We start from the raw sequence: 18513 nt of genomic DNA, 5'->3' as shown, positions 1-18513 counted from the left end.
GTTGTGACTGATGTGATCCGTGGACTGTTATTGGGAGGCTATCGGCCGCGCACCGAGTATTGCGGTACCGACACGCACGCACGTCGATCCGTGTCGCACAGCAGCTTCCAGGTCCCTCGTCATGCCGGCCGACAACTCGCGGGCATCGGGATGATCACGCAGAAGTCGCTGATGCAGCACCTCGAGATCACCGAACGCAGCGTCCGCATCGGCGTCCAACGGAGGTACGGCCATCAGTCCCGCCAGACGCAAGCCGGGTGCGGTCGACACCGCGTCGGCCAACTCGTACAGGTCCCCGCGTTCGACGCCGCCGCGGTGGACATCGCCGTCGAGACTGACCTGAACGAGGACGTCGAGCGGCGTCGTCCGAGCGCCGTCGTCGAGTGCTGTCTCGGTGGCCTTGGACAGCGCGGTGACCAATCGAGCACTGTCCACCGAGTGAATGGAGTGCGCCCACGCAGCGATGGACTTCGCCTTGTTTCGCTGGAGATGCCCGATCATGTGCCATCGCGGCGGATCACCGCGGAACTCGTCGGCGGTCTCGGCCACTTTGGGCGACGCATCCTGCTCTCTGGACTCGCCGAACTCACGGCAGCCCAGCTCGTACAGGATCCGAACGTCGGACGCGGGGAAGAACTTCGTCACCGGCAGCAGAGTCACGGTCGAGTCTTCTCGACCTGCGTCCGCACATGCTCGCGCCAGTCGTTCGCGTACCGACGCCAACGCGGCGGCGATCTCGGCAGCTCGGTCGGTGGGCTCGCTCACGACATCCTCTCCTGGCCGGAGTCGACAACCTCGTCTGCGGATGCGGAATCCATCCACACGACGCTCGCGATACGGCCGGTCGAACCTTCCCGGCGATGGCTGAACAGGGTGCGATCCTCGATGGTGCACCGGGGATCCTGAGCCACTCCGTGCAGTCCTGCGGCGATCAGCTGCGCGCGCACACCTGCCGGGATATCGAGACCGGGGGTGTTCCGAACCGTCGTCGTCGCGCTTCCGGGAAGATGCTTGTCGACGTCGGCACGCATGTGTGCGGGTACCTCGTACTGACGCCCACTGGCCGCCGGGCCGAGGAAGGCCCCGATCCTCTCCGGGACCGCGCCCAGCTCGACCATCGACGCAAGTACTCGAGGAATGATGCCGATGCGGGCACCGACGCGGCCGGCGTGTACCGCGGCGATCACGCCCGCCTCTTCGTCGGACAGCAACACCGGAACACAGTCGGCCGTCAACACCACGAGCGCGAGATCGCGCTGCGTCGTCACCAACGCATCTGTCATGGGAACGGGCTCGGACACCGGCCCGTCCACCACCGTGACGGTGCGGCCGTGGACCTGTTCCATGAACACCATGCGTTCGATGCCCATACCCAACCGGTCACCGAGGCGTCGACGGTTGGCCTCGACAGCAGCCGGGTCGTCGCCTACGTGGTCACCGAGATTGAAGGTGTCGAACGGCGGGGCCGACACGCCGCCTGCTCGCGTCGTCGACACCCGCCTGACCCGAAAGGAGTCACTCACCGCCGCATGAAGGACGGTACGTCGACCTCGTCTTCGCCGTCGTCCTCGGCGACGGGAACGCGGCGTCCGGATCCGACCGACTCGCGGCCCTGACCGCCGGAATCCCGGCCGTGACCGGCTGCGGACTCGCGGCTGGACGATTCGCGGTTCGACGAACTGGACGAGTTCAGCGGGGGCAGGCTCGATCCGCTGGGTGCGCCGACCGGGTCGCGGAACACAGCGCCCTCGGAGCTGTCGTTGGAGCGTGAGGAGACCTCACCCGAGCGTGCCGATCCGATCGGGCCGCGGGTGGATGCCGCTGCCTCGACCGGACGACGCGTGGGCGTTCCTCCGTCGAACCCGGCGGCGATGACGGTGACACGAACCTCGTCGCCGAGAGAGTCGTCGATGACGGTTCCGAAGATGATGTTGGCGTCGATGTGCGCAGCTTCCTGGACCAGCGAGGCGGCCTCGTTGATCTCGAACAGGCCGAGATCCGAGCCACCCGCGATGGAGAGCAGCACTCCGCGGGCACCTTCCATGGACGCTTCCAGCAGCGGCGAGTTGATCGCGGATTCCGCGGCCTTGATCGCGCGGCCTTCACCTCGGGAGGAACCGATGCCCATCAGCGCACTGCCTGCGCCGGACATAACGCCCTTGACGTCGGCGAAGTCGACGTTGATCAGCCCGGGGGTGGTGATCAGATCGGTGATGCCCTGAACGCCGTTGAGCAGGACCTCGTCGGCACTGCGGAACGCATCCATGAGGCTGACGGCCGCGTCGCCGAGCTGAAGCAGACGATCGTTGGGAATGACGATGAGCGTGTCGCAGGATTCACGCAGCTGCTGGATACCGGTGTCGGCCTGGCCACCACGGCGCTTTCCCTCGAAAGAGAACGGACGCGTCACGACGCCGACGGTCAGCGCGCCGAGCTTGCGCGCGATGTTGGCGACGACGGGAGCGCCACCGGTACCGGTTCCGCCGCCCTCACCTGCGGTGACGAAGACCATGTCGGCACCCTTGAGGACCTCTTCGATCTCGTCCTTGTGGTCGTCCGCTGCGCGGCGACCCACCTCGGGGTCGGCACCGGCACCGAGTCCGCGAGTCAGCTCACGGCCGACGTCGAGCTTGACGTCGGCGTCACTCATAAGCAAGGCCTGAGCGTCGGTGTTGACGGCGATGAACTCGACTCCCTTGAGTCCCTGTTCGATCATCCGGTTGACCGCGTTCACGCCGCCGCCGCCGATGCCGACGACCTTGATTACGGCGAGGTAGTTGTGCGGGGGCGTCATGGGCTCTCGCCTTCCGTGGATTGTTGCTCGAAAAATGTGGAAAACCCTCAACCTAAACCACAGGCTTAGAGTTATGTCAAGTACTCGACTGATCGGAACGCTATTCACCGACGGCCACGATCGCCATTAGGCGCGCCGATGCCGCGCCGAAAATATGAGCCTTTCGGACCCGTTGCTATTTCGTGGTCGGAAGATCGGGACTGGACACGTCGAAAATCTGACCCGGTTGCGACAGCAACGCGATCGCCACCGCCCCCTTGCGCTCGGAGTTGTCCTTGTTCCCCCACACGACGGTACGCCCGTCCAACAGCAGGATCGAGATGTCGGACAGCGTGCTCGCGCGCACTTCGCCGACCTGACCTCGAATCAGCGGCGGCAGCGAATCGAGCACAGCCAGTGCATCTTTCGTCACCGGATCGCCGAAGACAGGATTGTCGGTCACCAGTCGGACCACCCCGGGCGGAGGCGGTGCGACGGCGAAGTCCACGCCGGTTGCATCGAGCAAGTGAGTGCCGTCGGGAGAATCGACGAACGCCACCGGGACACGTTCTTCGACGGTGACCTGCACGGTGGACGGGTATTTCCGTTGCACCCGAACCGATGCCAGCTCCGGTATCGATGCAACACGCTGGGCCGCGGCCGCGGCGTCGACCCGCACCAGCGGCAGGCCGGTCGACACCTCGAGTCGGTCGAGGATCTCCTGTTCGGACACCGACGAGGCTCCCACGACCGAAATCGTCCGAACCGACAGCAGCGGCGTGAAGTAGACCAGTACCGCCGATCCGATGATCACTGCGACAACCGCCACGACGGCAAGGACTGCGCGACGGCGTGACCGTTTCACGCGAGCGCGCTCTTCTTCCCTGGCCTGCGCGCGAGCTTGCCTGTCTGTGACCGACGACGTCGAATCACCCTGCCCGGCAACGGGTTCCGATCTGGAAGCGCGGTCTCGATCGGACCGACGAGTCACGTCGACGGCCGATCCTTCGGTGCCGCGCGGCCGGTCGTGGCACCGAAATCGGTTTTGGAACGAAGGGCGTCGAGAATGGGCCCGCCGAGCATGGTCACGTCGCCCGCACCCATCGTGATCACCACGTCGCCGGGACGGCTGAGATTGGCCACCTGCTTGGCGACCAACGACAGATCCGGTTGGTAATTCACCGGTTTGGTCACCGACGCTGCGACCAAGGCCCCGGTCACACCGGGCAGGGGTTCCTCGCGAGCGCCGTAGACGTCGAGCACCACGATCTCGTCGGCCAACGACAGTGCGGTACCGAACTCCTCGGCGAACGTCGCAGTGCGCGAGTACAGATGCGGTTGGAACACCACCACGACCCGCCCCCGCTCGCCACCCTCGAGTGCTTGACCCGCGACCAACGCCTGCGCAGCGGTCAGCACGGCCCGCACCTCGGTGGGGTGATGGGCGTAGTCGTCGAACACTCGGACTCCGTGCTCGCGTCCGGTGAATTGGAACCGCCGGTGCACTCCCCCGAATCCGGTCAGCCCGGCCAGCAACTCCTCGACCCCCGCGCCCACCTGGCGGGCAGCCACGAACGCCGCCAGGGCGTTGAGGGCGGTGTGCCGTCCCGGTACTCCCAGCCGAACCGTGCGGGCAGAGTCCTCACCGGCGATCTGCAACTGCGCGACGCCCCCGATGTCCTCGGGCTCCCAGGCCAACAGGCGAACGGCCATCTCGACCGGTCCGGCGTCGACGTCGGACGACCCGTAGCCGAGCACCGTCACTCCGGGAAGATTCTTCTCGACCACGCGGCGGGCCAGAGCTGCCGAACCCGGGTCGTCCATGCATGCAACCAGCACACCGCCCGGGTGCAGCAGCGCGGCGAAATCGTCGAACACCTTCACGTATGCCTCGGTCGTACCGAAGAAATCGAGATGATCGGCCTCGATGTTCGTCACGATGATCACGTTCGCCGAGTACTGCAACAGCGAACCGTCACTCTCGTCCGCCTCGGCGACGAAGACGTCGCCACTGCCGTGATGCGCGTTGGTTCCGGCCTCGTTGAGCTCACCGCCGACCGCGAACGACGGGTCGAACCCACAGTGCTGCAGTGCGACGACCAACATCGATGTGGTCGACGTCTTGCCGTGCGTGCCCGACACCAGCAGGGTGCGGTACCCCTCCATCAACGACGCGAGGACGGCGGGCCGCAACACCACCGGAATCCCGCGATCGCGAGCCTCGACGAGTTCGGGGTTGGTCTTGGGTATGGCCGCGTGGGTCGTCACGACCACGGTGGGGCCGCCGTCGATCATGTCCAGTGCGCTTGCATCGTGCCCGATTCGCACCAGCGCACCGCGGGCTCGCAGCGCCAACACCCCGCGCGATTCCTTGGCATCCGATCCGGACACCTGACCACCGCGCGCCAGCAGAATGCGTGCGATCCCGGACATCCCGGCACCGCCGATTCCCACCATGTGCACCCGTTCGAGCTCTGCCGGCAACTCCGACATCGCCGCACCCTCAGTTGTCACGCGGACGTCTCCCTCGTTCTGTGGCATTCTCGCCGCCGCCCGGTTCAGCGCCGCGCCGCGTGCGCGGTATCGAGCACGATCTGCGCAACGGCAGCCGCAGCACCCTTGTGACCGGCTCCTGCCGCAGCACGGGACATCGCGGCGATGCGCTCGGTGTCGGCCACCAAAGCGACGACCGTGTCGGTCACGTACTGCGCGCTCAGCGTCGCGTCGGCTACCAGGATGCCACCTCCGGCGTCGACGACGGGACGTGCATTGAGCTCCTGCTCACCGTTGCCGTGCGGTAGAGGCACGTACACGGCAGGAAGCCCGGTCGCGGAGACTTCGGCGACCGTCATGGCACCGGACCGGCAGATCGCGAGATCGGCCGCCGCGTAGGCCAGGTCCATCCGGTCGATGTAGGGCACTGCGACGTACGGAGCATCCGGATTGCTCTGCTCCACGTCCAGTGTGTTCTTGGGACCGTGTGCGTGCAGAACCGAGATGCCGGCGGCGGCAAGGGCGGCCGAGGCACCGGACACTGCGTCGTTGAGTGAACGCGCGCCCTGTGAACCGCCGAACACCAGCAGCACCGGCCCGTGTTCGGGCAGACCGAAATGAGCGCGAGCCTGCGACCGCATCGCTGCGCGATCGAGACCGGTGATGGTGGGCCGCACCGGAATTCCGATCACTTCTGCATCCTCGGACCCCGGTGCAGAGATACCAGATCCGGCGACGGCGGCAAGGACTCGTTCGGCGCTGCGTGCACCGACCTTGTTCGCGATGCCGGCGCGGGCATTGGCCTCGTGAATGATCACCGGAATACGGCCGCCGCGACCGAGAAGTCGACCGCGGGCAGCGAGATACGCAGGAAGCGCGACGTAGCCGCCGAAGCCGACCAGTACATCGGCCTCGACCGCAGCGAAGATCTCCCGGGTTCGACGCACCGACCGTGCGACCCGAACCGGTAACTTCACCAGGTCGAGAGTGGGCTTGCGAGGCAGCGGCACGGGCGGTATCAGTTCCAGCGCGTAGCCGCGGGCGGGTACCAGTGTCGTTTCGAGCCCCCGGCTGCTGCCGAGGGCGGTGACGGTGACGGTGGGGTCGAGCTCGCGTAGGGCGTCGGCCACGGCGAGCGCGGGCTCGATGTGTCCGGCGGTTCCGCCTCCGGCCACCACCACGGATATCGGCCTCGATGTCTGCTTCACCGTCGATATCCTCGCTCACCCGAGCGGACCGGCGGACGACCGGGTTGCGGTTCCGGACGCGGCCGATACGGCGACCGTGGTCCGGCGGCGTACCCGCTGCCGGTGTCTCGGCGTTGGGGCTCGGCACGGCGGGCGTGGCCACGGGGTGCGTTCCTGGCCGACCCGTTGGGGCCGGCCGTGTCCACCCGTGAACTCGACACCCGGGTACGTCCGGGCTCGGGTGACCGTGCCCCACGGCCGTCCTTGTTCTTGCGGGACTCGAGACGTGTGCGATCCTGCGCCGCCAACGTGGGACGGGTGGATTTGGAGCGTGCCATCGCGGCCCGCTTCGGTGAGAAGACAGCAGGCAGCGGCAATCTCAGAGCTCGGGCGATACGACCCTCTTGCCCGGCGTGCAGCGCGGCGATGGCTTCCGGTTCGTGTCGGGCCGCACTGGCGATGATTCCGAACATCAACAGCGTGATGGCCGTAGACGTACCGCCGTAGGACACCAGCGGCAGCTGCAGACCGGTCACCGGCAGCAGCCCGACCACATAACCGATGTTGATCATGGCCTGACCGAACACCCAGCACGTTGCGCCTGCAGTCAACAGACGCAGGAACGGATCGACCGACCGCATCGCGATGCGTAGGCCGGTGTAGACGAAGAGACCGAACAATCCGATGACGGCAAGGCAGCCGATCATGCCGAGCTCCTCGCCGATGATCGCGAAGATGAAGTCGTTGTGCGCGTTGGGGAGGTAGCTCCATTTCGCGCGACTCTGTCCCAATCCGCGACCGAAGAGTCCGCCGTCGGCCAAGGAGTACTTGGCCTGGGTGGACTGATACGACAGACCCTGGGTGTCCTCCCCCGGGTTGAGCCAAGCCTTGACGCGGTTCGAGCGGTAGCCGGCGGTGAACGCGAGCACGGTCGCCAGAGCCAAACCGGTCACCAGGACTGCTCCGAACAGCCGGGCGTTGAGGCCGGCGAACCACAGCAGTGCGACGAGAATGATGCCCAGGGCGATCGCGGTACTGAGGTTGGGCTGGAGCACGACGAGCAGACACATGAGCAGGCCCGCAGGCAGCAACGGCACCAGCAGCGACTTGATGTTGCCGTGCTCGCTGCGGCGGGAGGCCAGCAGGTGCGCTCCCCACAGAACCAACGCGACCTTCGCCAGCTCGGACGGCTGGAACGAGACGACACCGAAGTCGAACCAACGCCGTGCGCCCTGACGCTCGGCACCGATACCGGGGATCAACACCAGCATCAACATCGTGATCGAGACCAGGAAGAGCGGGAACGACAATTTGCGCAGGTATCGCACCGGCAGCCGAAGCGCCGCATAGAACGCGACCACACCTAGTGCGACACCGATCAGCTGTTGCGTGAACAGCGCGTAGCCGGACTCGTCGGCTGCGAACGATTCGGCCGACGACGCGGACAGCACCATCACCAGTCCGAGCACGGTGAGCAGCACCGCGATCGTGACGATGAGGTGGAACGACGCCAGCGGCCGACCGAACCACAGTCCGATTCGGGTGCGCGGCGTGGTGGTGCGACGAGGTGGACGCGCCGGTCGAGCTGCGGTGGTCACGATCGCGGCGATCCGAGGGCGGCGATGTCGAGGCGCTCGACGGACTCGGCGAAGCTTCGGCCGCGGTGGCCGTAATCGACGAACATGTCCAACGACGCAGCCGCGGGGGCCAGCAGGACGGTATCGCCGGCCGCGGCAAACCCCGCAGCGTGGTCGACGGCCGCTCGCATCACCGCATCTGCATCTTCAGCCTCATGAGTCACACCAGCATCGTCTCCCGAAGGGAGCCTGACGACCGGAACATCGGGGGCGTGTCGCGCCAAAGCCTCTGCGATCTGCATCCCATCGCGGCCCAACACCACCGCAGCCACGAGCCGATCGGCGATCTCGACGACCAGATCGTCGATCACCGCACCCTTCAACAACCCGCCCGCGATCCACACGACCCGATCGTGCGCGAGGATCGACGAGCGCGCGGCATGCGGATTCGTCGCCTTGGAATCGTCGACGAACGTCACCCCACCGAGTTCACGCACCACTGCGGCCCGATGCGGTCCCACCCGGTACGTCCGCAAACCGTTTCGGACGGCCTCGGCGTCGACACCGATCGATCGCGCCAACGCAGCCGCGGCCAACGCGTCGAGCACACCGGACGGGCCACTCGGTTCCACCGCGTCGGCCCGGAGCAACTCGACGTTGTCCCCGAACGCACGATCGACGAGCATTCCCGCCCGCACTCCCAACTCGCCCGCGGCGGGTTCGTCCAGGCGGAAACCGACGACCGTCTCAGCCGGTGCCCCCGCCCGCAGACCGGCCGCCACCGCGTCGTCGAGTCCGACGACCCCGACGTCCCCGCCCAACGCGCGCGCCTTGGCCTGGACGTACCCGTCCATGCCCCCGTGCCAGTCCAGATGATCCTCGGCGATGTTGAGCACCACCCCCGCCGCGGGACGAACCGACGGTGCCCAGAACAACTGGAAGGACGACAGCTCGACCGCGAGCACGCGCGGATGTGGGGTACCGCGCAATGCGTCGGCGATGGGGAGGCCGATGTTTCCGCAGGCGACGGAGTCGATTCCGGCCGCGTCGAGGATCGAGGCGAGCATCGAGGTGGTGGTCGTCTTACCGTTCGTACCGGTGACCACCAGCCAACGAGCGCGCGGGCCGTACACCTCGGCGCGGTCGAGATGCCACGAGAACTCCACGTCGCCCCACACCGGGACGCCGTGGTCGGCGGCCGCAGCCAGCACCGGAGAGTCCGGCCGGAACCCGGGACTGGTGACGACGAGCGCAAAGGCCGTGATCGCGTCCGGATCGGCGAGCAGATCGTCCTGAACCACCACGGCAGCACCGAGCGCCGACGCCTCGCCGAGCGCAGCTCGGTTCGAGTCGGTGACGGTCACGAGTGCGCCGAGGTCCAGCAGTGGGCGTACGACGGCCAGCCCGGAGATGCGCGCACCGGTGACCAGCACGGAACTACAGCGCAACCAGGACAGATCGGTCGAGGCTTCGGTCATCGCCTAACCGCCCACAGCCGCGAGGTATTCGCTGTAGAACAGTGCCAAGCCGACGGCCGAGGCGATCGCGGCGAGCAACCAGAACCTGATGATGACCGTCGTCTCGGCCCAACCGGCCAACTCGAAGTGGTGATGGAACGGGGCCATTCGGAACACGCGTCGCCGACTCGACCGGAACACTGCGACCTGGATGACGACCGACGCTGCTTCGGCGACGAACAACGCGCCGATGACCACCATGATCAGTTCGGTCTTGGTGACCACGGAGAGTCCTGCGATCAGGCCGCCCAGAGCGAGGGATCCGGTATCGCCCATGAAGATCTTGGCGGGCGCGGCGTTCCACCACAGGAAACCGATGCAGGCACCGGCCGCCGATGCGCACACCAGGGCCAGGTCGAGAGGGTCGCGTACGTCGTAGCAACCCGGCGCAGGACCGGCCGGCCCTGCACACGCCTGCCGGTACTGCCAGAAGGTGATGACGGTGTACGCCCCGAGGACCAATGTCATGGACCCGGCCGCCAGGCCGTCGAGGCCGTCGGTGAGATTGACCGAGTTGGACCACGCGATCACCAGCAGACAGACGAAGAACACGAAGACAGCAGCCGACATCGACCACGTTGCGATGTCGCGCACATACGACAGTTGAGTGCTGCCCGGAGTCAATCCGTCGTCGCTGCGAAATTGCAGGACCAGGATGGCGAACAGCACCGCCGCGGTGATCTGGCCGACGTACTTGCCGGTGGCGTTCAGACCGAGGTTGCGCTGTTTACGAATCTTGATGAAGTCGTCGAGAAATCCGACGAGGCCGAGCACGGTGGTCAGGCCGAGTACGAGTAGCGCCGAGGCCGACGGCCCCTCGGCGTCGTATCCGATGCCGATCAGGTGCGAGCCCCAGTAGCCGGCCCAGATCCCGACCAGGATCGCCACGCCGCCCATGGTGGGAGTACCGCGCTTGGACTGATGGCTCGCCGGGCCCTCGACCCGGATCTCCTGGCCGAAGCCCTGTTTCGAGAAGGTCTTGATGAGCACGGGAGTCAGCAGAATTGCGACTGCAAGTGCGATCCCTCCGGCGAACAGGATCTGTCTCACTGCTCGCCCTCCGACGGTTCGGCCAACAAGGCGTCGGCCGACGGTTCGGCCAACAGGGCGTCGGCCGACGGTTCGGCCAACAGGGCGTCGGCAACGGTCCACATCGCGCCCGACTGCGAGGCCTTGACCAGAACGATGTCGCCGGCGCGAACCTCGTCCTCGAGCACGGCGATGGCGGTCTCGCGGTCGGGTACGAGCATCGATTCCTCGCCCCAGGACCCTTCCATGACGGCGCCCTGATGCAGCGCACGCGTGGGCCGACCCGAATCGACGATGATCAACCGATCGACGTCCAGGCGGACGGCGAGCCGACCGATCGCATCGTGCTCCACCACCGATTCGCCGCCGAGCTCGCCCATCTCCCCCAGCACCGCCCAACTGCGCCGCTTCGGCCCGTCATCACGCCGCGACATCGACACCAGCGCCTTGAGGGCGGCCCGCACCGAATCGGGATTCGCGTTGTACGAGTCGTTGATGACGGTGACGCCGTCCGCGCGGGTGCGTACATCCATCCGGCGGATCGAGGTGGGTACCGCGGTCGAGAGCGCTTCGGCAACCTGGGCCACGCCGGCCCCGCACTCGAGCGCGACGGCCGCGGCAGCCAGGGCGTTGCCCACCTGATGTTCACCGTGCACCGCCAGCGTGATGTGCGCCGTGCCTGCCGCACACACGAGTGTGAACGACGCTCGCGCATCGGTGTCGACCACGACGTCGACAGCCCGGACGTCGGCGTCCGCGTTGAGTCCGACGGTGACGACGGCCGCCTTCGTGCGTGTCGCCATCTCGGCGACCAGACGATCGTCGATGTTGAGGATCGCCACGCCGCCGTCCGCAGCAGCGGGCAGTGCCTCGACCAGTTCACCCTTGGCCAGCGCAATCGCGGCACGTGAACCGAACTCGCCCAGGTGCGCGGTTCCGACGTTGAGGACCACCCCGATCCGCGGCGGCGCAAGCCTGGCGAGTTCGGCGATGTGGCCGATTCCCCGGGCGGACAGCTCGAGAGCGAGGAAGTCGGTATCGGCGTCGGCCCGCAGAGCAGTCCATGGATGCCCGAGTTCGTTGTTGAACGATCCGGGTGGGGCCACCACGGATCCGAGCGGACGCAGCACCGCCGAGATGAGATCCTTCGTCGACGTCTTGCCCGACGACCCCGTCACGCCCACCACGGTCAGGTCGTGGCGCGCGGTCAGTTCGAGCACCGATTCCCGGGCCAATGCACCGAGCGCGGTCAACACCGCAGCGCCGGCCCCCTCCGGGTCGTGTTCGAGTGCCATCGCACGGCTCGAGTGCGGCGCCGGCCGAACGACGACAGCCGGGACGCCCACCGGACGCGCCGCGAGAACGACAGCAGCGCCTGCGGCCACGGCGTCGGCCGCGTGCTCGTGGCCGTCCACCTTGGCACCGGGCAGGGCGAGAAAGACACTGCCGGGTGTGACCTTGCGTGAGTCGAACTCCACCGGCCCGGCAACCAGCACCGTCGGGTCCGCCACGTCGTGCAGTTCGCCGCCGACGACCTCGGCGATGCGAGCGATCGAGAGCGGTATCACCGTGCGCCTGCGCTCGTGGTGACCAGTCGTGCATCGATGGCCGATGCGAGTACCACTCGGTCGTCGAACGGATACTTCACCCCCGCCACCTCCTGGCCCGTCTCGTGTCCTTTACCTGCGATCAACACAACGTCCCCCTCACGTACCCACGCCACGGCTTGTTCTATCGCCGCTGCGCGGCCTTCGACATTTCGTACTTCGCCACGAGCGTCGTCGGGCACCGACAGTGCACCGTCTTCGACGGCATGCCGTATCGCTGCCGGATCCTCACTGCGCGGATTGTCGTCGGTCACCACGAGCAGATCGGCACCGCGCGCTCCGGCCGCGCCCATCAGAGGGCGCTTGGCGGTGTCTCGATCCCCGCCGGCACCCAACACGACGGCGATACGTCCACGGGACGACTCTCGCAGAGTCGCCAGCACCGCTTCGACCGCAGCGGGCTTATGGGCGTAGTCGACCACCGCGAGGAAGTCCTGGCCGCGATCGATTCGTTGCACTCGACCGGGCACGTCGACGGTGGCGATTCCGGGCGCCGCCGTCGCGGCATCCACGCCTGCCGCTTCGCAGGTCGCGAGCGCGAGCACGGCGTTGGCGACGTTGTAGCGACCCGGCAGACGCACCGACACCGGCAACGACGTTCCGTTCGGATCGGCAACGGTGAACGACTGCGTTCCGTCGTCGTGCTTGGCCCACTCGGAGACGGTCCACTGCGAGTCGGCACCGGTGGACACCGTGACGACCGTGGATCCTGCCGACCGGGCGATATCGGCCATCCGCACGCCCCAGGCATCGTCGACGCACACGACCGCTGTGTCTGCCCGTACCGGCGAATCGACCCCGAACAGCCGGCTCTTGGCCAGAAAGTAGTCCTCGAGCGAGTCGTGGAAGTCGAGATGATCCTGGGACAGGTTGGTGAACGCGCCAACCGCGAAGTCGGTGCCGTCGACTCGGCCGAGGGACAACGCATGGGAGGACACTTCCATCACCACGGTGTCGACTCCGGCCTCGACCATGACGGCGAAGAGCGCATGCAACTGCGGAGCCTCGGGGGTGGTGAGAGCGCTCGGTACGTGCCGGCCCACTACGCGGGTCTCGATCGTGCCGATCAGTCCGCAGCGGCGGCCGGCGGTTGTCAGGCCGGCCTCCACGAGGTACGCGGTCGTCGTCTTGCCCGACGTGCCGGTGATTCCGACGACCGTCATCTTCGACGACGGATTGCCGTACACGAGGGCGGACACGGTTCCGAGCACCTGGCGTGGTCGGTCGTGCACGAGGACAGGAACCTGGCGATCGGCGGTGGCGAGGACGCGGCGGACGATGTCGGCACCGGATGGGTCGGTGAAGACCGCCGCCGCACCCCGCTCGATCGCGTCGGCGGTGAACTCGGCTCCGTGCCGAGCGGATCCGGGTAGCGCGGCGAAGAGATCGCCGGGACGAACGGACTGCGCTCGCAGATCGATTCCGGTGACCTGCACTCCGTCGAGGTGTCCCCACTCGATCGTTGCACCGACAGCGGACGCCACGTCGGATACGTCGGTGTGCGGCGGATTCGCCGGCCGAGACCCCGGAGCGGGTTGTGAATCCGGTGACACAGTCACTCCTGCTCCCTTCCTCTGTACTGCCACCGCACACTGCGTCAGCTCGAACACGCTGCGGTGGCTGATCGACGAACACGCCTCGAGCCGATGTGTCAGATTACCGGCGACCGTGATCGGCATGCTGCCGCCCCGATTCCCGGACCGACAGATTCGAGCGTCAGTCGGCCTGAAGAACCAACTTGGGGCCCGGGTCTGCGGACATCGGAACACTGTCGCGCTGCAACAGCCAGCTGGCGATGTTGTGGAACAGCGGTGCGGCCGACTGCCCTCCCGAGCCGTCGGCGCTGCGCGACGGCGCGTCCAGCATGATCCCGATCACGTAGCGAGGATCGTCGGCCGGAGCGATACCCGCGAACGTGATCCAGTACTTCGAGTTCGAGTAGCACTTGCACTCGGGATCGACCTGCTGGGCCGTGCCGGTCTTACCACTGATCTGGTAGCCCTCGACACCAGCGGCGACTCCGGTACCGCGCTGATTTCCGTTGTCGTCCTGGGTGACCGACCGGAACATGTTGCGGACCGTCTTCGCGGTATCGGGACTGACCACGTACACCCCGTCGGGTCGCGGTGTCTCGGTTCGTTCGCCGTTGGCGTCCACCGTTGCCGCGACGATCCGAGGCGGGATGCGCACACCGTCGTTGGCGATCGCCTGGTACATCCCGGTCATCTGCAGGAGCGTCATCGACAGACCCTGCCCGATCGGCAGGTTGGCGAAGGTACCGCCCGACCACTGATCGCGGCTGGGCACGCTGCCTGCGCTCTCATTGGGGAGGCCGACGTCGCTGCGCTGGCCCAAGCCGAACTTGTTCAGCATGTCGGCATACCGATCCTCGCCGACACGTTGAGCCAGCATCAGAGTTCCCACGTTGGAGGACTTACCGAAAACTCCGGTGGAGGTGTACGGCGCAACTCCGTGTTCCCAGGCGTCCCGGACCGAGACACCGGACATGAAGATGTTGCCCGGTACCTGCAGCACCTCGTCGGGTGTGGTGAGCCCGTATTCGATAGCGGCTGCAGCAGTGATGATCTTGTTGACCGAACCGGGCTCGAACGGCGTCGTGACGGGCAGATTGCCCATCTCCTTGGTCCGTTCGTTGTTTCCGACGCCGATTCCGGGGTTGAACGTGTTGTCGTTCGACATCGCCAGCACTTCGCCGGTGTGCGAATCCTGAACGTAGGCAGACGCATTCTTGGCCCCGGACAGATCTTTCGCCAGCTGCACCTGCTGCTGTACGTAGTACTGCAGGTCCGCGTCGATGGTCAGTTCCACGTTCGAGCCGTTGACCGCGGGCTGCTTGTCTCGCCAGCTGCCGGGAATGACGGCCCCGTCGGAGCCGCGATCGTAGGTCTGCGATCCGTCGGTACCGGCGAGCGTGGCGTCGAGCGAATCCTCGAGCCCGAGCAGGCCGTGTCCGTCCCACCCGGTGGCCCCGACGATGTTCGCGGCGAGCGAGCCTCCCGGGTACTCGCGGATGTCCTGACGTTCGAGCCCGACCTGCTTGAATTCCTTGCTGATGTTCGACGCCACGGTGGCGTCCACACCCCGTGCCAGATAGGTGAATTCGTCGTTGCTCTTCAGTTTCGCGAGCAGATCCTTCTTGCTGACGACGTCACCGAGATCGCTGTGGATCCGCTCAGCGATGTCGTCGAGGTACTTGTCGGTTTCCGGCTTCGTCGGATCCTTGGCGCGTGCCTCGTCGAGTTCTCTACGAACCCGGACCGGCTGGAACGTCAGCGCTTTCGCTTCCATGGTGAAAGCGATCGGGTTTCCGTTGCGATCGAGGATCGAGCCGCGCATCGCCGGATCGACGAGGGTGGTGGTGCGCTGCGAGGCGGACTCGGCCGACAGTGTCGGCGCATCGAATCCTTGAATCCACAGCAACTGTGCCGCGACGACCGCCAAGGCCACGTACATCAGGATGCGGCCCGTACCGTGCCGAAAACGAAATGTGGACGAGTCCAAACGCTTTCGTCCCGGCCGCGCTCGATCTGCGGGCCGGGGACGTGACGCAGGCGACGGCCTGGTCACTGCTCGTCACCGGAGGATTCGCCGGGGGCGGGAGCCGAGGGGGTGCTCATGGGAACCAATTGTTCAGCAAGCGCGGCAGTTCCGGCACCATTGGGCGCACTCGGCGTGGCGGCACGGGTGTCACCTGTGCCCGTCGGCCTGGTGGGCTGCGACGCACTCCTCGGAGTCTGCGACTGCGCCGACTGTTGTGCGGGATTCTGTGTCGACGCACTCGGAACCGAGCCCTCACCCGAGCCGGTGGCGGGAGGCGGATCGAGGGGTGCAACCGGCGCACCGTCGGCGGGAGCGGGCGTGCCGACGACCTGCACACCGCCCTCGGGGGCTACGACGAGGCGGGCGGGGTTCTTGGCGGGGACCATTCCGATCGCGGCGGCTTTGCGCGCGAGCTCGGGCGCAGATTCCGCGAGCTCGACGTCACGCTGCAAGGAGGCACGCTGTTGTGCGAGCTCGGCGTTGACGGCTTTGGCGGCACTGAGGTCGTAGGAGTCCCCCGCCGAGCGCGTCGTCAACAACAACGTCAAGCCGAGCCCGAGCGCAAGCAGACCGATGACCAAGGCTACGAACGGGATTCGAGCCGCAATGGCGCTGCCGTTGAGCGTCGGACGAAGTGAGGCCGCCGAACCGCGAGCAGAATCCGACGTATGTATCGAGGCACGCTGCTGCCTGCGCTCGTAGGCGCGCAATGCGGCTCCGGACCGACCACCGCGGCCGGCCCGCTCGGGTCGAGTAGCCGGAACCCGATTGCGTTGTGTTCCAACAGTTGTGCCTGGAACCGTCATTCCGCTCTCCTTGCAATCCGTTCGGCGGCGCGCAACCTCACCGGGGCCGAGCGTGGGTTGACTTCGATTTCCTCGTCCGAGGCGCGTTCCGCACCTCTGGTCAACAGCCGAAATTCCGGACCCATCCCGGGAAGTTCGACCGGCAACCCCTCGGGACTTCGAGACTTGATCCGAGGGGCCAACTCCTGTTTGACAACTCGATCTTCGAGCGACTGATACGACATGAAGACGACGCGGCCGCCGACGGCCAAGGCGTCGAGTCCGGCCGGCACCGCGGCTTTGAGCGAATCGAGCTCCCCGTTGACCTCGATACGCAGCGCCTGGAATGTTCGCTTTGCCGGATGCCCACCGGTGCGGCGAGTCGCGGCCGGTATTGCGGCATACAGCAATTCGACCAACGGGCCGCTCGTGGTGAACGGCGTGTGCTCCCGTCGCCGCAGAATTGCGGACGCGATCTTGCCTGCGAACCGCTCTTCTCCGTAGGTGCTGAGCACGCGAGCGATATCGCCGTGCGAGTACGTATTGAGCACGTCGGCTGCCGTGATGCCCTGCGTCGGATTCATCCGCATGTCCAGCGGTGCATCGACGGAATACGCGAAGCCGCGGTCCGACTCGTCCAGCTGCATCGACGACACTCCGAGGTCGAACAGGATGGCGTGAACGGAATAGGTCGCGGGAAGTCCGGCCTCGTCGAGGGCGGCGGCAATGCCCTCGTATGTGGTGTGCACCAAAGTCGTTCGATCCGAGAACGGGGCCAGTCTGGCACCCGCCTTGTCGAGCGCGTCAGGATCGCGATCGAGTCCGATGAGGTGCAGACCGGGATACTTCCGTAGAAAGTGTTCGGCGTGACCGCCGAGTCCGAGCGTGGCGTCGATCATGACGCGAGTCGTGTCGGGGTCGTCCGCCGATTCCACTGCGGGCCCGAGAAGTTCGTCGGCACGCTCGAGTCGAACGGGGACGTGGATCGGGCCGCCGGAGCGACGGTGAGTGCGGTCGGCGGACGCGTCGTTCTCGTCCGGCCCGGCTCCCTCCGTCATGGTCCCTCCCGGTTGCGTATACGTACTTCTCGCCCGGGTCCGGGCCCTGCGGGTCGTCCATTGCGGCCGGTGCGAATGCTTCGAGGTCCCTGTCCGATAGGGAACCTGGCGTTGGGGAAGAACGTCAGGGTCCTGATCTGCGAAACCTGGCGTTGGGGAAGAACGTCAGGGTTCTGATCGGGCAGAGGCCTCGCTGCACTCGCAGCCGGCCTCGGTGGTCTACAAGATCCCTCCGAGGGATTCGTCGAACGCGTCGGAGAAATCCTGCTCGTTCTCGGCGGAGTAGCGGGCCCAGGCTTCGTCGTTCCAGATCTCGATGAAGTCCATCGATCCGATCACCACGCAGTTGCGTTCGAGTCCCGCATACCGACGGTGCTCGGGACTGATGGTGATGCGGCCCTGTCCGTCCGGCCGCTGTTCGTCGGTTCCCGAAAAGAACTGGCGCACATAGGCACGGGCTTTGGGGTTGGCACGAGAGGCCGCCGTCAACTTTCGAGAACGTTCTGCGAAGTCTGCCGCGGTGTAGACAGCAAGGCTGAAATCCTGCCCCTTGCTCACCATGACACCTCCCGCAAGCGCGTCCCGAAACTTGGCCGGCAACGTGAGTCGACCCTTGTCGTCGAGCTTCGGCGTGTAGGTACCGAGAAACACTCGCCACCTCCAGCCTCGACTCTCCGCTGCGGACCACTTTACCCCACTCTCCCCCACTTCGAACCATTCACAGCCCGAAAACTTTGTGGACAACCACATATCCGCAGCTCAGACGCAAGAAGATTGCCTGTTCCCGTCGCCGCGTTCAACGTCGGCTCTGATCCGGCCGACGCAATCCCCTGGAGCGCGGGGCGTCTCGAGCAGGCATTTTGTGCGGCAACCCACCTGACAAGCGCAGCTGGACCCCCGGGGTGGGGTCTGAGTGGGGAGAAGTG

The 18513-nt window shown here is 66.4% G+C and carries 15 protein-coding genes; all 15 read right to left on the bottom strand.

Features of this window, described 5'->3' with window-relative positions; translation table 11 throughout:
• Nucleotides 1-27 precede the first annotated feature (27 nt).
• The gene (locus tag CH268_RS05090) at nt 28-765 is read right to left on the bottom strand and encodes a YggS family pyridoxal phosphate-dependent enzyme (protein WP_094662751.1); all 738 of its coding nucleotides are present in this window, start codon (nt 763-765) and stop codon (nt 28-30) included.
• Entirely contained in the window at nt 762-1523 is a 762-nt protein-coding gene (gene pgeF / locus CH268_RS05085) for a peptidoglycan editing factor PgeF (protein ID WP_063216716.1), read from the bottom strand. The genes CH268_RS05090 and pgeF overlap by 4 nt, the downstream gene beginning before the upstream one ends.
• The gene (gene ftsZ, locus CH268_RS05080; protein ID WP_027497341.1) at nt 1520-2794 is read right to left on the bottom strand and encodes a cell division protein FtsZ; all 1275 of its coding nucleotides are present in this window, start codon (nt 2792-2794) and stop codon (nt 1520-1522) included. The genes pgeF and ftsZ overlap by 4 nt, the downstream gene beginning before the upstream one ends.
• 175 nt (nt 2795-2969) lie before the next feature.
• A complete protein-coding gene (locus CH268_RS05075; RefSeq protein ID WP_255182300.1) occupies nt 2970-3638 on the bottom strand; it encodes a cell division protein FtsQ/DivIB in 669 nt (222 codons plus the stop codon).
• A 122-nt stretch (nt 3639-3760) separates the two neighbouring features.
• Nucleotides 3761-5266, bottom strand: a complete 1506-nt coding sequence (gene murC / locus CH268_RS05070) for a UDP-N-acetylmuramate--L-alanine ligase (RefSeq protein WP_094662747.1) — start codon at nt 5264-5266, stop codon at nt 3761-3763.
• A 65-nt stretch (nt 5267-5331) separates the two neighbouring features.
• Complete coding sequence (gene murG / locus CH268_RS05065; protein WP_027497344.1) at nt 5332-6474, bottom strand: undecaprenyldiphospho-muramoylpentapeptide beta-N-acetylglucosaminyltransferase; 1143 nt, start codon at nt 6472-6474, stop codon at nt 5332-5334.
• Nucleotides 6471-8051, bottom strand: a complete 1581-nt coding sequence (gene ftsW, locus CH268_RS05060) for a putative lipid II flippase FtsW (RefSeq protein ID WP_027497345.1) — start codon at nt 8049-8051, stop codon at nt 6471-6473. The genes murG and ftsW overlap by 4 nt, the downstream gene beginning before the upstream one ends.
• The gene (gene murD, locus CH268_RS05055) at nt 8048-9508 is read right to left on the bottom strand and encodes a UDP-N-acetylmuramoyl-L-alanine--D-glutamate ligase (protein WP_094662745.1); all 1461 of its coding nucleotides are present in this window, start codon (nt 9506-9508) and stop codon (nt 8048-8050) included. Before murD ends, ftsW begins: the two co-directional genes overlap by 4 nt.
• Before the next feature lie 3 nt (nt 9509-9511).
• Nucleotides 9512-10597, bottom strand: a complete 1086-nt coding sequence (gene mraY / locus CH268_RS05050; RefSeq protein WP_032374350.1) for a phospho-N-acetylmuramoyl-pentapeptide-transferase — start codon at nt 10595-10597, stop codon at nt 9512-9514.
• Nucleotides 10594-12144, bottom strand: coding sequence for a UDP-N-acetylmuramoyl-tripeptide--D-alanyl-D-alanine ligase (locus CH268_RS05045; protein ID WP_094662743.1), 1551 nt, complete (start codon nt 12142-12144; stop codon nt 10594-10596). The genes mraY and CH268_RS05045 overlap by 4 nt, the downstream gene beginning before the upstream one ends.
• The gene (locus CH268_RS05040) at nt 12141-13742 is read right to left on the bottom strand and encodes a UDP-N-acetylmuramoyl-L-alanyl-D-glutamate--2,6-diaminopimelate ligase (RefSeq protein ID WP_094662842.1); all 1602 of its coding nucleotides are present in this window, start codon (nt 13740-13742) and stop codon (nt 12141-12143) included. The genes CH268_RS05045 and CH268_RS05040 overlap by 4 nt, the downstream gene beginning before the upstream one ends.
• Before the next feature lie 157 nt (nt 13743-13899).
• The gene (locus tag CH268_RS05035) at nt 13900-15771 is read right to left on the bottom strand and encodes a peptidoglycan D,D-transpeptidase FtsI family protein (RefSeq protein WP_027497349.1); all 1872 of its coding nucleotides are present in this window, start codon (nt 15769-15771) and stop codon (nt 13900-13902) included.
• Entirely contained in the window at nt 15768-16550 is a 783-nt protein-coding gene (locus CH268_RS05030) for a hypothetical protein (RefSeq protein WP_228139226.1), read from the bottom strand. The genes CH268_RS05035 and CH268_RS05030 overlap by 4 nt, the downstream gene beginning before the upstream one ends.
• Nucleotides 16547-17587: a 16S rRNA (cytosine(1402)-N(4))-methyltransferase RsmH gene (rsmH, locus tag CH268_RS05025; RefSeq protein WP_027497351.1), complete on the bottom strand. Its 1041-nt coding sequence runs from the start codon at nt 17585-17587 to the stop codon at nt 16547-16549. Before rsmH ends, CH268_RS05030 begins: the two co-directional genes overlap by 4 nt.
• A gap of 219 nt (nt 17588-17806) precedes the next feature.
• Nucleotides 17807-18238 (bottom strand): division/cell wall cluster transcriptional repressor MraZ, encoded by a 432-nt coding sequence (gene mraZ / locus CH268_RS05020; protein ID WP_027497352.1) that lies wholly within the window; start codon nt 18236-18238, stop codon nt 17807-17809.
• Nucleotides 18239-18513: the final 275 nt, after the last annotated feature.

Origin of the sequence: Rhodococcus sp. 06-1460-1B (assembly GCF_002258475.1) — a bacterium.
GTDB classification, from domain to species: domain Bacteria; phylum Actinomycetota; class Actinomycetes; order Mycobacteriales; family Mycobacteriaceae; genus Rhodococcoides; species Rhodococcoides fascians.
The sequence above is the reverse complement of the archived record's forward strand: the minus strand, read 5'-3'. Positions and strand labels throughout refer to the sequence as shown.

Bases quoted from the DNA above. Each gene is read 5' to 3' on its own strand.
- ftsZ (WP_027497341.1), bottom strand. From the start codon at position 2,794: ATGACGCCCCCGCACAACTACCTCGCCGTAATCAAGGTCGTCGGCATC.
- murC (WP_094662747.1), bottom strand. From the start codon at position 5,266: ATGTCGGAGTTGCCGGCAGAGCTCGAACGGGTGCACATGGTGGGAATC.
- murD (WP_094662745.1), bottom strand. From the start codon at position 9,508: ATGACCGAAGCCTCGACCGATCTGTCCTGGTTGCGCTGTAGTTCCGTG.
- CH268_RS05030 (WP_228139226.1), bottom strand. From the start codon at position 16,550: ATGACGGTTCCAGGCACAACTGTTGGAACACAACGCAATCGGGTTCCG.
- rsmH (WP_027497351.1), bottom strand. From the start codon at position 17,587: ATGACGGAGGGAGCCGGGCCGGACGAGAACGACGCGTCCGCCGACCGC.